The sequence below is a fragment of the Rhizobium sp. TH2 genome (assembly GCF_024707525.1).
Classification (GTDB): Bacteria; Pseudomonadota; Alphaproteobacteria; order Rhizobiales; family Rhizobiaceae; genus Rhizobium_E.
This window is the reverse complement of the sequence record NZ_CP062231.1, coordinates 3076782-3091025: the sequence shown is the minus strand read 5'-3', so window position 1 is coordinate 3091025 and position 14244 is coordinate 3076782. Positions and strand designations below refer to the sequence as shown.

General features: G+C 60.7%; 14 protein-coding genes. 4 read left to right on the top strand and 10 right to left on the bottom strand.

The window, feature by feature from the left end; translation table 11 throughout:
* Window positions 1–2 precede the first annotated feature (2 nt).
* From IHQ71_RS15300 to IHQ71_RS15285, 4 genes are all read left to right on the top strand, one after another.
* A complete protein-coding gene (locus IHQ71_RS15300; RefSeq protein WP_258157323.1) occupies window positions 3–845 on the top strand; it encodes a phosphoenolpyruvate hydrolase family protein in 843 nt (280 codons plus the stop codon).
* Window positions 846–874: 29 nt separating this feature from the next.
* The gene (locus tag IHQ71_RS15295; RefSeq protein ID WP_258157322.1) at window positions 875–1282 is read left to right on the top strand and encodes a cupin domain-containing protein; all 408 of its coding nucleotides are present in this window, start codon (window positions 875–877) and stop codon (window positions 1280–1282) included.
* A gap of 31 nt (window positions 1283–1313) precedes the next feature.
* On the top strand, window positions 1314–2501 hold the full coding sequence (locus tag IHQ71_RS15290; protein WP_258157321.1) for a Xaa-Pro peptidase family protein: 1188 nt from the start codon (window positions 1314–1316) through the stop codon (window positions 2499–2501).
* Window positions 2502–2597: 96 nt separating this feature from the next.
* Window positions 2598–3695 (top strand): ABC transporter ATP-binding protein, encoded by a 1098-nt coding sequence (locus tag IHQ71_RS15285; protein ID WP_258157320.1) that lies wholly within the window; start codon window positions 2598–2600, stop codon window positions 3693–3695.
* Window positions 3696–3701: 6 nt separating this feature from the next.
* On the opposite strand, the gene IHQ71_RS15280 is transcribed toward IHQ71_RS15285, so the two are convergent.
* The 10 genes from IHQ71_RS15280 to IHQ71_RS15235 form a co-directional block, all read right to left on the bottom strand.
* Window positions 3702–4544 carry a carbohydrate ABC transporter permease gene (locus IHQ71_RS15280; protein ID WP_258157319.1) on the bottom strand — a complete coding sequence of 281 codons (843 nt, stop codon included), beginning with the start codon at window positions 4542–4544 and terminating at the stop codon, window positions 3702–3704.
* A complete protein-coding gene (locus IHQ71_RS15275) occupies window positions 4541–5425 on the bottom strand; it encodes a carbohydrate ABC transporter permease (protein WP_258157318.1) in 885 nt (294 codons plus the stop codon). The genes IHQ71_RS15280 and IHQ71_RS15275 overlap by 4 nt, the downstream gene beginning before the upstream one ends.
* 66 nt (window positions 5426–5491) lie before the next feature.
* Entirely contained in the window at window positions 5492–6766 is a 1275-nt protein-coding gene (locus tag IHQ71_RS15270) for an extracellular solute-binding protein (protein WP_258157317.1), read from the bottom strand.
* Window positions 6767–6820: 54 nt separating this feature from the next.
* Window positions 6821–8329, bottom strand: a complete 1509-nt coding sequence (locus tag IHQ71_RS15265) for an alpha-N-arabinofuranosidase (protein WP_258157316.1) — start codon at window positions 8327–8329, stop codon at window positions 6821–6823.
* Between the two features lie 270 nt (window positions 8330–8599).
* Entirely contained in the window at window positions 8600–9625 is a 1026-nt protein-coding gene (locus IHQ71_RS15260; protein WP_258157315.1) for an aliphatic sulfonate ABC transporter substrate-binding protein, read from the bottom strand.
* Between the two features lie 44 nt (window positions 9626–9669).
* Window positions 9670–10578: an ABC transporter permease gene (locus IHQ71_RS15255; protein WP_258157314.1), complete on the bottom strand. Its 909-nt coding sequence runs from the start codon at window positions 10576–10578 to the stop codon at window positions 9670–9672.
* Between the two features lie 17 nt (window positions 10579–10595).
* Window positions 10596–11432: an ABC transporter ATP-binding protein gene (locus tag IHQ71_RS15250; RefSeq protein WP_258157313.1), complete on the bottom strand. Its 837-nt coding sequence runs from the start codon at window positions 11430–11432 to the stop codon at window positions 10596–10598.
* Between the two features lie 26 nt (window positions 11433–11458).
* A complete protein-coding gene (locus IHQ71_RS15245) occupies window positions 11459–11785 on the bottom strand; it encodes a ferredoxin family protein (protein WP_258157312.1) in 327 nt (108 codons plus the stop codon).
* Window positions 11785–13419 carry an FAD-binding protein gene (locus IHQ71_RS15240; RefSeq protein WP_258157311.1) on the bottom strand — a complete coding sequence of 545 codons (1635 nt, stop codon included), beginning with the start codon at window positions 13417–13419 and terminating at the stop codon, window positions 11785–11787. The genes IHQ71_RS15245 and IHQ71_RS15240 overlap by 1 nt, the downstream gene beginning before the upstream one ends.
* A gap of 83 nt (window positions 13420–13502) precedes the next feature.
* Window positions 13503–14090: a thioredoxin family protein gene (locus IHQ71_RS15235; protein ID WP_258157310.1), complete on the bottom strand. Its 588-nt coding sequence runs from the start codon at window positions 14088–14090 to the stop codon at window positions 13503–13505.
* Window positions 14091–14244: the final 154 nt, after the last annotated feature.

Below are 14244 nucleotides of genomic sequence, written 5' to 3'. Positions count from 1 at the left end.
ACATGCCTGCGATCGCCCGCAAAGCCATACTCGAAAAATTTCATGCCATGATTGCCGCAGGAAAGCCGATCGTCGGCGGCGGAGCGGGCACCGGCCTCTCGGCCAAGGCCGAGGAAGCAGGCGGCATCGACCTGATAATCATCTATAATTCCGGGCGCTATCGCATGGCAGGCCGCGGCTCGGCGGCGGGCCTGCTCGCTTATGGCAATGCCAACCAGATCGTCAAGGACATGGCGGTGGAGGTGCTGCCGGTGGTCAAGAAGACACCGGTTCTGGCGGGCGTGAACGGCACCGATCCGTTTGTGCTGATGCCGCAATTCCTGGCCGAGTTGCAGGCGATGGGCTTTTCCGGTGTGCAGAACTTCCCGACCATCGGCCTGTTCGACGGCCAGATGCGGCAGAGTTTCGAAGAGACCGGCATGAGCTACAGTCTCGAAGTGGACATGATTGCCGAAGCCCACCGCCTCAATCTGCTGACTACGCCTTACGTGTTCAACGCCGATGAAGCCATCGCGATGACGAAGGCCGGCGCCGACATTATCGTCGCGCATATGGGCGTTACGACGGGCGGCTCGATCGGTGCCACCTCGGCCAAGTCGCTCGATGATTGCGTTGGAGAAATTTCGGCGATTGCGGCGGCGGCCCGTTCGGTGCGCCGCGATGTGATCGTGCTTTGCCACGGCGGCCCGATCTCGATGCCTGATGACGCGCGCTATATTCTGGAACGCTGCGCCGACTGCAACGGGTTCTACGGCGCGAGCTCCATGGAGCGGCTGCCGGCCGAGGCGGCGATCCGCAGGCAGACCGAAGATTTCAAGGGATTGGCCATCGGCAAGATGGCTTGAGGCAATCAAGAATGCGTGGAGGCGATGATATGAAGGACCTGTTTCTCTATCCGAAGGACGTGGACAGTTTCGGCTTCGATTGGGGCCGGCTGGCGCTGACCGTGGCGCCCGAAGTGAACGGCGCGTCGCGGTTTTCCGGCGGCGTGGTCGACCTGCCGAGCGGGCAGGGGCATTCCCGCCACAATCATCCCGGCGCCGAGGAGATCATCTTCGTCATATCGGGCGAGGGCGAGCAGATGGTCGAGGACGAGAGCGGCAATCCGGTGACCCGCACGGTGGGGCCGGGTTGCACGGTCTACGTTCCAGAGAGCCGCTTCCATTCGACCAGGAATACCGGTGCGGGACCGATGCAGCTTTTTGTCGTATATTCACCGGCAGGTCCGGAACTGGGATTACGCGAACTGCCGGATTTCCGCCTCATTCCAGCGGGTCAATGAGGTCCGGAAAACGCGATTTGGGAGGATCGAGATGAATATCAGTGCAGGACAGACGATCGCCATAGAGCCGCCCTTCGATACGGCGCGGCTCGACAGACTGATGGAGGAGGCGGGCATCGATGTGCTGCTGGCGACCTCCAAGCACAATACTCAATATCTGCTCGGCGGCTACAAGTTCATCTTCTTTGCCGCCATGGATGCGATCGGGCATAGCCGCTACCTGCCCATCGTGGTCTATGAGAAGGGCGCGCCGGATCATGCCGCCTATGTCGGCAACAAGATGGAAGGCTCCGAGCATCACAACAACCCGTTCTGGACGCCCAATGTGCACGCGGCGACCTGGGGCACGCTCGATGCCGCGGCACTCGCCGTCGAGCATATCAAGAAGATCGGCAAATCAGGCGCGCGGATCGGCATAGAGCCGGGCTTCCTGCCGTCGGACGCGCGCGATTTCATCGGCTCGCGTCTCGACGGCGCACGGTTCGTGGATGCGACCCACGCGCTCGAACGGTTTCGCTCGATCAAGACGCCGGCGGAACTGGAGAAGCTGAGGCTCGCCTCGGAGCTCATCACAGATTCCATGCTGGCGACGATCGCTGCGGCGCGTGAAGGCACGACCAAGGGCGAGATCATCGAACATCTGCGCCGGGAGGAAACCAATCGCGGTCTTCATTTCGAATATTGCCTGCTGACGCTCGGCGCCAGCCACAACCGCGCGCGTTCGCCGCAGGCCTGGGCCAAGGGTGAGATCCTGTCGATCGATTCGGGCGGCAATTACCATGGCTATATCGGCGATCTCTGCCGGATGGGCGTGCTGGGCGAACCCGACGCGGAACTGCAGGACCTGCTGGCTGAGGTCGATGCCATCCAGCAAGCGGCGTTTTCGAAAGTGAAAGCCGGCGCTCCCGGTACTGAAATGATCGAGGCGGCGGAAACGCTGCTGAGGAAGTCACCCTCGGCGGCCTTCACCGATTTCTTCTGCCACGGCATGGGGCTCATCACCCATGAGGCGCCGTTCCTGATGACCAATCATCCGGTCGCCTATGAAGGCATCGACGGTGATAGGCCGCTCGACGTCGGCATGGTCATATCTGTGGAAACCACGATGCTGCATCCCAAGCGCGGATTCATCAAGCTCGAGGATACGCTGACGATCAAGGAAGGCGGCTACGAGATGTTCGGCGAACGCGGCCGGGGCTGGAATCGCGGCGGCGTCTGAGGTCTGCGGAACCCTGTGGGAAGGTCGCTTCCGGCAAACTATATCTTGACTTCCGATACGTACCGGGAATGATGGATCAAAAGCCGGGAGGATCGCATGGCGGAGATTACGCTCAACAACGTGTCGAAGAGTTTCGGCAGCGTCAATGTCATCAATGACATTTCGCTAGCCGTGGATCCCGGCGAGTTGATGGTGTTTCTCGGACCATCGGGTTCAGGGAAATCGACATTGCTCCGGATGATCGCCGGCCTCGAAACGATCGACGGCGGTACGCTGACCATCGACGGCAAGCGCAGCGAAAATCTTGCGCCGGGGCAGCGCAATGTCGCCATGGTGTTCCAGAACTACGCGCTTTATCCACATATGACGGTGCAGGAGAACATGGCCTTCGGGCTCCGCAATATCGGAATGGCGGAGAAGGATATCGACAGCCGCGTAAACGAAGCTGCCCGCATGCTGGAAATGGAAGCACTGCTGAAGCGGCGGCCAGCACAACTTTCGGGTGGCCAGCGCCAGCGGGTCGCGATCGGTCGCGCCATCGTCAAGGAGCCGAAAGCGTTCCTGTTCGACGAGCCTCTGTCCAATCTCGATGCGGCGCTTCGCGTGCGCACGCGGGTTGAACTCGCCCAGCTTCATCTGCGCATGAAGGCGACGATGATCTATGTCACGCATGACCAGACCGAGGCGATGACGTTGGCAGATCGCATCGTGGTGCTGAACAATTGCAGGATCGAGCAGATCGGGACGCCGATGGAGGTGTATCTGCGGCCCGCCTCCCGGTTTGTCGCGGGCTTCGTAGGCAGCCCCGGAATGAACTTCCTGAAAGCCGAAGTCTCGGGTACTGGAAGAGCCAGCGTGAGAATCGCGGGCAGCAATCCATTCGAAATCGATATCGCAAACCCAGGCCCTGGCACCTATGAACTCGGCATCCGGCCCGAGGCGGTCCGTGTCGTATCCGGTGGGGCCAGCGCAGTGGCGACCGCCAAGGCAAAGGCAGGCGTGGTCGAGCGGTTGGGCGAGCGGACGCTGGTCTATTGCACGCTGGAAGATGGCTCCGAACTGATCGCGCAGGATGACGGCCGCTCATCGGTCCAGACCGGCGACACAGTGACGGTCAGCTTCGACACATCGTCGGTCCATCTCTTCGACGGCGATGGCAAAGCCTATCACGCCCAGCCGAAGGACCAAGGGTAGGGCGCCTTACCCCTTGATGCCCGCCGAAAGCGTAATCGCCTGCGTCACTCGCCGCTGGAAGATCAGATAAGCCAGCGCCACCGGCATGCCGGCGAGCACGGCGGCGGCCAGCTGGCGCGCATAGGAAAGGCCGAAGGCGTCGTTCACCTGGGTGATGCCGACGGTGATGGTCATCATGTTGGTCTTGGTGACCGCGAGGAACGGCCAGAGGAAGGCATTCCAGGCCCAGATGAAGCAGACGATCGACAGCGCTGCGGTGACCCCCCAGTTCATCGGGATGTAGACGCGCGTCAGGATCCGCCATTCCGAGGCGTTGTCCATCACGGCCGCCTCCCTGAAGTCCTTCGGCACACTATCGAAGAACTGCTTGTAGACGATGATGATCACCGGATGAATGAGCTGCGGCAGCACGATACCCGCCCACGTGTTGAGCAGGCCAAGGCTGGCGACCAGTTCGAAATGGTTGACGATCAGGGTTTGCAGCGGAACCATGAAGCTTGCGAGGATCAGCCACCAGAGCGCATTGCGGAACGGGAAATGGAGCTGGGAGATCGCATAGCCGCAGAGAAGTGACGAACCGACGGTCAGGAATGTCACCGCCAACGCCACGACAACCGAATTTATGTACCAGCGGCCGATCTCCGTCTCGGTCAGCGCGAAGACGTAATGCGAGAAGGTCAGCGTGTCCGGCCAGAGTTCGATATAGGGCCTGATCACTTCATCTTCGGGCTTCAGCGACGAGACCACGCCCCAATAGAGCGGGAATGCCCAGAGCACGGCGCAGATGACAGTGAGAAGCGTGATGATCAAGCCGGCAACATTGAGGCGGCGGGCGGTGACGGCATTCATCGGTTGCGCCCTCCCGAGAGCCTGGTCAGCTGGAAATTGAGCACCGAGACGATAATCACCATGAAGAACAGCACGACAGCGATGGCTGCCGCGCGTCCGCCCTGGTCGGATTGGAAGGCGCGCTGGAAGATGTAATAGACCATCACGAGATTGTCGTTCACCCGTCCCCCGATCGAGAACAGATAAACCTGGTCGAAAATCTTGAGCTGCAGGATCAACTGGATCGTCAGAACCAGCGCAGTGATCGGCCACATCAACGGCCAGGTGATGCGGCGGAAGGCCGACCAGATGCCGGCATTGTCGAGCGCCGCGGCCTCGTAGATCTCGACCGGTATGGCGCGCAGGCCGGCCAGGAAAAGCAAGATGGAAAAGCCCGCGGTCCACCAGATCGTCACGACAGCCACGGCGGGCATGAACCAGGTCGTCGATTTGAAAACCGGCACGCGGGGAATGCCGAACAGATCGAAGACGTGCATCGCAACGCCGAACTGAAGGTTCAGCGTCCAATCCCAGATGTAGTAGACGACGGAGACCGGCAGGATATAGGGCAGGAAAAACAGCGACAGGACCAGCGCCTGTATCCTGCCCGAGAGGCGGTTGACGCCGAGCGCTATGCCAAAGGCCACCAGGGTGCCCGGCACGACGGTCAGCAGCACGAAATAGGCAGTGTTCCAGAACGACGTGTTGAACTTCCGGTCGCCCACGAGGCGCGTGTAATTCTCGACGCCGACATAGGTGCCGTCACCAATGAGCGGCGCGTCGGTGAAGCTGATGATGAAGAGCTTGACCAGCGGATAGATGAAGACGAGCCCATAGATGGCGACGAAGGGCGCGATGAGGATAAATGCGACGAGCGCTTCGCTGCGCGTATTCCTGAGCATGGACTGTAGGCTCCCGGCATTCACCAAGGTCGAGCCGGGCCGTATCGCGACGACCCGGCAACCAGATCAGAGATCGTCCAGTCCGGCCTTGATCTCCTCGACGGCCTTGGCCGGCTCCATTTCGCCGTTGAGGGTCGGGACGAAGAAATTCGACATCACATCGAACATCGGACCGGCAATGCCCGCAAGAGGCGATTTGGGGTCGAAGATCATGTTGGATGTCAGCACCGAATAGGTCGCGTTCGGCTGCATCGCCTTGTACTCCGCCGTCGCGGTCACCGGCCCATAGGCCGGGATATGGCCTGCCGTCGCCCAGAAGAGCGAGTTCTTATCCATCCAGCTGATGACCTCGAGCACGGCCGCGCGCTTCTCCGGCGTCATGTCCTTGCCCTTGTTGGCGGGGATGGCGAAGGTATGGCTATCCGCATATGTCGACGGATGGTTGAAGATGACGGGCAGTTCCACGGCGCCCCATTCGAACAGCTTGCCGTCCTTCTTGAGGTCGGTCATCGTGGGAACTTCCCAGACGCCGTTGATCATCATCGCTGCTTCGCCCGAGGTGAACAGCGCGACGGTTGCGGGATAGTCGGTATAAGTCGACTGCAGCCCTTCCTTCGTCCATTCCTGCAGCACGGCCAGCGAATTTTCCAGCTTCTTGGCATTGTCGCCGACCAGGAACTTGCCGTCGGTCATCAGTTCGCCGTCCTGCTGGCCCATCAGCGAATAGACTGTGCGGAACATGAAGTTGCCGTCGGCAGTCACGGAACCGAGCGGGAATTTCACACCCGCGGCCTTCAATGCCTTCAGCGTATCGGTGAAGGCCTGGCGCGACTCCATGCCCTTCGGCTTACCGTCGTCGGTCAGGAGGCCAGCCTTCTTGAGGATGTCCTTGTTGTAATAGAGCACGATCGGGTGCGTATCGAACGGCACGGCATATTGCTTGCCATCGACCGTCACCGCGTCCCATGTCGCGGTCGCATAATCGTCCTTGGTGATGCCCATCGTCTTCCAGTCATCGGCCGTGATTTCCTGGACGACGCCCTGCTTCACCGCCAGCGGCAGCCGGCTGGCATGATAGGTCATCATGTCAGGAGCTTCGCCGACAGCGGCCGAGGTCTGGACCTTGGCGTAGAAGGGCGTGCCCCATTCCAGCGTCGTCGCATCGATCTTGATCTTGCCCTGGTGTTGGGCGTTGAAGTCGGAAAGCAACTGCTTCATCCGGACGCCGTCGCCGCCGCTGAGGAAGTCCCACCACACGACGGTTTCCTCGGCATGTGCGGCGGATGCGAACAGCCCCGCAGCCAACGCCATGCACTTCGCCAAAGTCATAAGTCTCGGCATCTCAATTCTCCTCCCATCTGTTATGCGGCCTCCCGCCGCAACGTGGATATTGATCTACAAGCGTACTCTGATCATCGAGTAGGAATAGGGCGGCACGGTTACCTGTAACGCATTATCCCTGAGGACCGCGCCAGACGTGCTGACAGGCTTCACATTGTCCGGGTTCTCCTTGGTGTTCTTGGCCTCCAAATCCTGGTGTTTGATCAGGGTGTGCTCGACCGACTTGGCCGCTCCGAACCCTTCGAGCGAGATATCGACCGCCATCGGCTCACTGCCATGCCGGTTGACGGCGAAGAAGGTAAGGGTGCCGGCATCGCCATCATGCACGCCCGCAATGTCGAGATAGGACACGCTGGGCGACACATTCGACACATAGCTGGGGCAGGTCACGTCGAGATGAAGCGCCGTGCCACGGCCATGAAGCGATGCAAATTTGAAGGGGTAGTAGATCGTCTGCCGCCAGGCAGCGCCACCCGGCGCGGTCATGATCGGGGCGATGACATTGACGAGCTGGGCGATGCAGGCGATGCGCACGACATCGGAGCGGCGGATGAAGGTGTTGAGGATGCAGCCGACCTGTAGCACGTCCTCAAAATTGTAGATGTCTTCCAGCAGCACCGGCGCATGCGGCCAGTCCCATTCCTTCATGCGCTTGGAATCGCTGCGGCGCTCGTGATACCAGACGTTCCACTCGTCGAAGGAAATCTTGACGTCCTTCTTGGAGCGCTTCTTCGCCTTGACGTAGTCGATCACGCCGCCGACGGTGCCGATATAGCGGTCGAGTTTCTCAGGCAGGGCCAGGAATTCGGCAGTGTTCTTCTCGTAGTTCTCGAAATACATATGAAGCGAGATGTAGTCGACCTGTTCATAGGTCTCCTCGAGAACCGTCGCTTCCCATTGCGGATAGGACGGCATTTCCGAATGCGACGAACCGCAGACGATGAGTTCGAGCTTGTCGTCAAAAGCGCGCATGGCCTTGGCGGTCTCGTTGGCAAGATGGCCATATTCGGCGGCCGTCTTGTGGCCGACCTGCCAGGGGCCGTCCATCTCGTTGCCGAGGCACCAGAGCCTGACATCCCAGGGTTCCGCCCGGCCGTTCTTCTTGCGAAGGTCCGACCAGTAAGTCCCGCCAGGATGGTTGGTGTATTCGACGAAGCTGCGGGCCGAATCCAGGCCGCGCGAGCCGAGATTGACCGCCAGCATCATTTCCGTATTGGCGGCTTCGGCCCATTTGGCGAATTCGTGGATACCGACATGGTTTGATTCCGACGTCCGCCAGGCGAGATCGAGGCGGGTCGGACGCTGATCCTTAGGCCCGATGCCATCTTCCCAATTGTAGGCGGAAACGAAATTGCCGCCGGGATAGCGGCAGACGGGAGTGTTCAGTTCCCGAACCAGATCCAGGACGTCACCGCGCATGCCGTTTGCGTCGGCGGTCGAATGACCAGGTTCATATATTCCGGTATAGACGGCGCGCCCGAGATGCTCGAGAAACGAACCGTAGAGCCTTTTATCGATGTCGGCGATCGTATAGCGTGCGTGTGCCGTGACCCGAGCTTCCATGTTCCTCCCCACGAAGCCTTTGTACCTGATATTCCGGTACATATCCATTTGCACGGCATAATAAGCGCGCGGAGGTACGGTCCGTCAAGTGGTTTATCCACGGATGGCGATCAATCGGGAAGATTGGGGATAAGTTGAATATCGGAATGTCCGATATGAAGGGTGCTTACTTGTCTTGTGGGGGGCTGGCACGAGACCCACAGCAAAACGATAACCGCCGGGTCTGGTCCTTGAACCGAAACCCGGCGGCTTGGGTATGCGGTGCAAGCTTTACTGGTTTGCGTCAACTTCCTTGTAGGCCTTGTCAAGATAGCTCGTATCGACCCAGGTGTCGTAGTTGACCGCGCCCTTGAGCAGCTTGGCTTCCTTCATGAAGGTTTCCTCATCCTTCAGCGCAGCGAGCGCTTCTGGCGTGATCTTTGGGTCCTGGTAGAACTTGCCGCCTTCATAGGTCGAGCGGACGGATTTTTCCGAGGTCTTGGTTTCCTCGACAAAAATCTTGATCGTCTCTTCCGGATTGGCATCGGCCCAGCGGGCGAGCTGGATATCAACCTTCAGCAGGCGCTTGATGATATCAGGGTATTTCCCGGCATATTCGCCGTTGACCGAGATGATATAGGGCGCCGACCACTCGGGATATTTGTTGCTGTCGAGGAGGACGCGCGCCTGGCCGCTTTCGATCAGCTTGGAGGTCGAACTGTCGGACTCGACGATGGCATCGACATCGCCGCGGATCAGCGCTGGGCCGGACGCGGCAAAATCGAGATTGAGGGAATCGACATCATCGGTCGTGAGGTTGGCGAGCTTGAGCGCCTTGGAGAACACCGAGTGGCGCACCGTGCCGGGCAGGTAGGCGACCTTCTTGCCCTTGAGATCCTCAAGCGTCTTGATCGGCGAATCCTTCAGCACGATGATCGTGGTCGAGGAATTCTTGGTGAAACTCGACAGGCCGACAGCCTTGACGTCTGCGCCCTTGGCGGCGGCGCGAAGCGCTGGGTTATTGCCGGTATAGGTGACTTCGATCGCACCCGTCGCCAGCGCGGTCAGCGCTTCGCCGCCGCCATTGGTGAAGGCGACGAGCTCGACCTTGATGCCGTCCTTGGCAAATTCCTTCTCGAACGCGCGATTGTGGCGGGCGAGGATGAACTTCAGGTGGCCCGGCGCGGTGGTGCCGATGCGTAGCACTTCGGGTTTGTCTTCGGCGTGCGCCACAGCGCCAAAAGCTGCGATGCCAAGGGCTGCGGCCGTCAGGCCTCTGATCACGCTCCGGCGGAGCAATGTGAGAGTCTTTGTCATGGGTTAGGATCCTTTGTTGAACTTAATGTGCAGGCATCATGATGTCAGTGCGTCATGCTGTCGGAGGGGCCTTTCCAGCTCGTGGCCCAGCGCTCGAACCAGACGAGCAGGTAATTCACGAACAGGCCGATGATGGTCATCGTCAGGATGCCGGCATACATGTCGGCGGTCTCCATCATCAGTTGCGACTGCTGGATTAGGTAGCCGAGGCCGGATTTCGCGGCGAGCATCTCGGCGCCGATCACGGCGAAGATCGAGGCCTTCACAGCGAGCCGCGCGCCGGCGACGATGTGGGGAATGCTCGACGGCAGGATCACCTTGCGGAAGAGATCGAGATCGGACGTGCCCATCGAACGCGCCGCCTTGAGCAGCAGCGGATCGACTGACTTCACGCCCGCGATCGTGTTGATCAGCAGGAAGAAAATCGAGGAATAGAAGGTGATGGCGATCTTGGATTCCTCGCCGATGCCGAGCAGCAGGATGAAGACCGGCAGGAGCGCGAATTGCGAAGTGTTGCGCAGCGTCTGAACCAGCAGGTCGGACACTTTCTCGAACGTGCTGTAGCGTCCCATCAGGAAGCCGAGCGGAATGGCTACAATGACCGCAAGGCCGAACCCGATGAAGGCGCGCTGCAGGCTGATGCCGATGTTGGCGGTCAGCGTGCCGTCGAGCAGCATCGCCCACCAGGCAACCATCACTTCGGAAAGCGGCGGAAAGAACAGCGCATTCAGCCAGCCGAGCCGTGGCGCGACTTCCCAGAGCAGGAAGAACAGCGCCAGCAATGGCAGGCCATAGCCGATAGTACCGAACTGGAAGGGACGGCGCGCCGGCTTCGCTTCGGTCGTGAGCTTGGCGACGGCCGCTGTCCTGGCTGACGGCAACGTCCGTGAACTCTCCCGCGGGCGGGCAGTGATGCCGGGTACGAAGCCAGTTTTGTCGGTGACGTAGGCCATGATGGTTCCCTCGATGATCAGGCGGCGTAGGCGGGCGACAGCGCCCAGTCCTTCTGCGCCCTGTTCACTTCGTCACGGAGCGCCTCCCAGACGCGACCGCGGTGATTGTTAAATTCCGTGCTGGAACGGATGTCGCCGTCGCGCGGACGCGGCAGGTCGATCTCGATGATCTCCTTCACCCGGCCGGGGCGGGCGGTCATGACGACAATGCGGTCGGCGAGGTAGATCGCTTCGTCGATCGAGTGAGTGACGAACACCACTGTCGTGTTGATCTTTTCCCAGATGCGGAGGAGTTCGGTCTGGAGGATTTCACGGGTCTGGGCGTCGAGTGCTGCGAAGGGTTCGTCCATCAGCAGCACTTCCGGATCGGTCGAAAGCGCGCGGGCGATCGCCACCCGCTGCTGCATGCCGCCCGAGAGCTGGTTGGGGTAGCGATCCTCGAAACCCGAGAGCCCGAAGAGCGACAGGAAGTAGCGCGCCTTGTCGCTGCGTTCCTTCTTCGGCACGCCGCGTACCTCGAGTGCATATTCGATATTGTCGAGCGCCGTGCGCCAGGGAAACAGCGCATATTGCTGGAACACATAGCCGGTCTTGGCATCCGGCTTGACGATCTGCTTGCCGTCGATCTTGACCATGCCTTGCGAGGCATCGGTCAGGCCGCCGATGATATCGAGAAGGACCGATTTGCCGCTGCCGCTCGGGCCGACAAGTGTGATGAACTCGCCCTTGCGGATGGTGAGGTCGACACCGTTGAGCACGGTGATCGCATTGGTGTCCCGGCCATCGACATTGATGAACTGGCCGGGCTTGAGCTGGAACGTCTTCTGCACGTCTGATATGGTGATGCGGTCCATGGAGATGGCTCCTTCTCGTCTCGTGCCTAGACCTGAGCGACGCGGATGCGGTGCGTTGGGTCGAATTGGGTGCCGTTGGGCTTGCCGCGCTTCCAGCCCAGCGCGCGCGAATAGCTGCCGAAGAGTTTGCGGTTCTCGACCTCGGCTTCAGTGATGGCGGTTGGTCCATCGGCGAATTCCGCGACATAGAGCGCGTCGGTCGGGCAGTAGATCTCGCAGAGAAAACAGGTCTGGCAGTCGTCCTGGCGCGCGATGACGGGTGCGCCGGATGTCTTGTCGAAGACATTGGCCGGGCAGACCTTGACGCAGATGTCGCATTCGATGCAGCGGGTTTCGGAGATGACTTCGATCATCAGGCGCGCTCCCTGCGGTTTTCGACGGGGGCGGCCTCGATGCGGATGTCATCAACGCCCGAGACCAGCACCGCGCGGGTGAAGGCCTGGTCAGTCGCCTTGAAGTCGGCGCGGCGGTGCATGCCACGGCTTTCCTGCCGCGCGAGCGCGGCGTTGAGCGACCAGCGGCCGGCGGCGGCGATCGATGCTGCTTCGCGCGCGGGCAAGCGCTCCGGTCCTTCGCCCGCCAAATGATGGCGCACGTCGTTCCACAGGCCGTCGAGTTTTTCACGGCTGGCTTCGAGCCGGTTGCCATCGCGGAAATAGTTCTTGTCGAGCGGCAGAACTTCAGCTTGGACCGAGGAAATGACATCCTTGGCAGTCAGCCCGGATTTGACGCTGCCGGCAGGGCGCAAGCCTGCCTCGCCGAGTGGCTTTGAGACCGCGCGGAACGCGCCGCGCGAAGCGTTGCGCTTGGCATAGTGCGAGGCGCCTTGCCCCGACCACCAGCCCGAAGCGATTGCCCAGGACGAGTTGACCGCGCCACCGCCCGAGGTCGAGCCCGTCATGTTTTCCCGGCTCGCAGCATCGCCTGCGACATAGAGGCCGGGAACGTCGGTGGCACAGTCTGAGCCCGCGACACGGATGCCGCCGGTGCCACGTACCGTGCCTTCGGCCTTGAAGGTCACGCGGAACATTTCCTTGAAGGGATCGATGCCCATGCGGTTGTAGGGCACGAAACAGTTCGGCTGGCCCTGGCGCAGCCAATCCTGCAGCGCGGGTTCGGCCTGATCGAGAACGGCATAGACCGGCGCCTCGATCATGGCGCGGGCGATTTCCTTCTCGCGCTCGCCGATCCCATTCATCAGGGGCTCGCCGTCGCTGTTCATGATGGCGGTGCCGTCCTCACGATGGAACGACGCCCACCGGAAGGGCAGGCCCTTGTTGAGCGAGGAGCCGTGCGGCGCCAGCGTGTATTTGCCGGTGAATTCCATGCCCGACAGGATCGCGCCGGCTTCCGCCGCCATCAGGTAGCCGTCGCCGGTCAGGCCGGTAGCGCCGAGGATACGTTCGTGGAAGGCGCAGCCGCCGGTGGCGAGCACAACAGCATTGGCATCGACTCGCCAGTCGCGGCCGCGCTGGCGATCAACGCCGGCGGCACCCGAGACTGCCTGGCCATCGGAGAAGAGTTCCAGAGCCGGGTGATGATCGAGCACGGTCACGCCCGCGAGCAGAACCCGGCGGCGCATGAAGGCCATGTAATCGGGGCCGCGCAGATTGGCGATATAGAGCTTGCCGTCATCATCGCTCGGAAAGGGATAGCCCCATTCGACGAGCTTGAGGAGATTTTCATAGGCGCGGTCGACGCAGCGTAGCATCCAGCGCGGATCGGCAAGCCCGCCCGTCCGCTGCCAGCGGCGTTCGACGATCTGGGCGCGATCCTCGCCCGGTGCCACGCACCATGTGCCTGTGTTGGAAGGTGCGGTCGTGCCTGATGTGCCGAGATAACCTTTATCGACCAGCACGACCTTGGCGCCATTCTCGGCGGCTGACAGTGCCGACCAGGCACCAGAGGGGCCTCCGCCGATCACCAGAACATCGGCTTCGAGATGGAGAATGTCTGATGTGTCGAGGCTTTTTCGGCTGGAAGTCATTCTCACGCCTCTCATCTCGGCCGCAGGTGTGTGGAGGCAGCGGCCCATGGCGAGCCGCTGCCCCTTTTGGTCCTCTCGTGCCCTCAGGCGGCCTTCGAGAACCAGGAGGGTTCGTTGCCGGGCTCCCACTTGATGTTGCAGCCGATCGACGGGATCTGGCTTGCAGCGGGCTTCGAACCGGCGAGTACGGCATCGACTGCGGCGCGCAGATCCGCACCCGTCACCGGCTTGCCGTTGCCCGGACGGGCATCGTCGAACTGGCCGTGATAAGCGAGTTTGCGATCAGCGCCGAAGAGGAAGAAATCCGGCGTGCAGGCGGCGCCATAGGCCTTGGCAACCTCCTGAGTTTCATCCTTTAGGTATGGGAAGGTGTAGCCATAGGTCTCGACCTCCTGGCCGATCCGGGCGAGCGTTTCCTCCGGGTGAGCGGCCGTGTCATTGCTGTTGATGGCGATGATCTGCAGGCCCTTGGCCTCGTATTCGCGGCCGAACTGGGCGAGCGCCTCACGCAAAAGGATAACAAAAGGGCAGCGGTTGGAAATAAATGCGACCAGCAGCGCGGGCTTGCTTTCGAAATCGACGAGATGATGTTCGCGCCCCCTGGAATCGGGCAGTTGGATATCAGCTGCCTTGGTCCCGATGGCGATGGGATTGGATTCTGTCTGCGGCATGTCACCCTCCTGTGGTTTCAAGTTCCTCTCAATATAGTACATATTGTACATAAAAATAATAGACTTTATGATGGATAAAATTTCTCTTGTTGCGCATGAGGTGGTGAAAATTTCGCCGTTTCACGCGATCAAGAGAAATCTTGTTTCAGGATTG

Bases quoted from the DNA above. Each gene is read 5' to 3' on its own strand.
- IHQ71_RS15300 (WP_258157323.1), top strand. From the start codon at position 3: ATGCCTGCGATCGCCCGCAAAGCCATACTCGAAAAATTTCATGCCATG.
- IHQ71_RS15295 (WP_258157322.1), top strand. From the start codon at position 875: ATGAAGGACCTGTTTCTCTATCCGAAGGACGTGGACAGTTTCGGCTTC.
- IHQ71_RS15290 (WP_258157321.1), top strand. From the start codon at position 1,314: ATGAATATCAGTGCAGGACAGACGATCGCCATAGAGCCGCCCTTCGAT.
- IHQ71_RS15285 (WP_258157320.1), top strand. From the start codon at position 2,598: ATGGCGGAGATTACGCTCAACAACGTGTCGAAGAGTTTCGGCAGCGTC.
- IHQ71_RS15280 (WP_258157319.1), bottom strand. From the start codon at position 4,544: ATGAATGCCGTCACCGCCCGCCGCCTCAATGTTGCCGGCTTGATCATC.
- IHQ71_RS15275 (WP_258157318.1), bottom strand. From the start codon at position 5,425: ATGCTCAGGAATACGCGCAGCGAAGCGCTCGTCGCATTTATCCTCATC.
- IHQ71_RS15270 (WP_258157317.1), bottom strand. From the start codon at position 6,766: ATGCCGAGACTTATGACTTTGGCGAAGTGCATGGCGTTGGCTGCGGGG.
- IHQ71_RS15265 (WP_258157316.1), bottom strand. From the start codon at position 8,329: ATGGAAGCTCGGGTCACGGCACACGCACGCTATACGATCGCCGACATC.
- IHQ71_RS15260 (WP_258157315.1), bottom strand. From the start codon at position 9,625: ATGACAAAGACTCTCACATTGCTCCGCCGGAGCGTGATCAGAGGCCTG.
- IHQ71_RS15255 (WP_258157314.1), bottom strand. From the start codon at position 10,578: ATGGCCTACGTCACCGACAAAACTGGCTTCGTACCCGGCATCACTGCC.
- IHQ71_RS15250 (WP_258157313.1), bottom strand. From the start codon at position 11,432: ATGGACCGCATCACCATATCAGACGTGCAGAAGACGTTCCAGCTCAAG.
- IHQ71_RS15245 (WP_258157312.1), bottom strand. From the start codon at position 11,785: ATGATCGAAGTCATCTCCGAAACCCGCTGCATCGAATGCGACATCTGC.
- IHQ71_RS15240 (WP_258157311.1), bottom strand. From the start codon at position 13,419: ATGACTTCCAGCCGAAAAAGCCTCGACACATCAGACATTCTCCATCTC.
- IHQ71_RS15235 (WP_258157310.1), bottom strand. From the start codon at position 14,090: ATGCCGCAGACAGAATCCAATCCCATCGCCATCGGGACCAAGGCAGCT.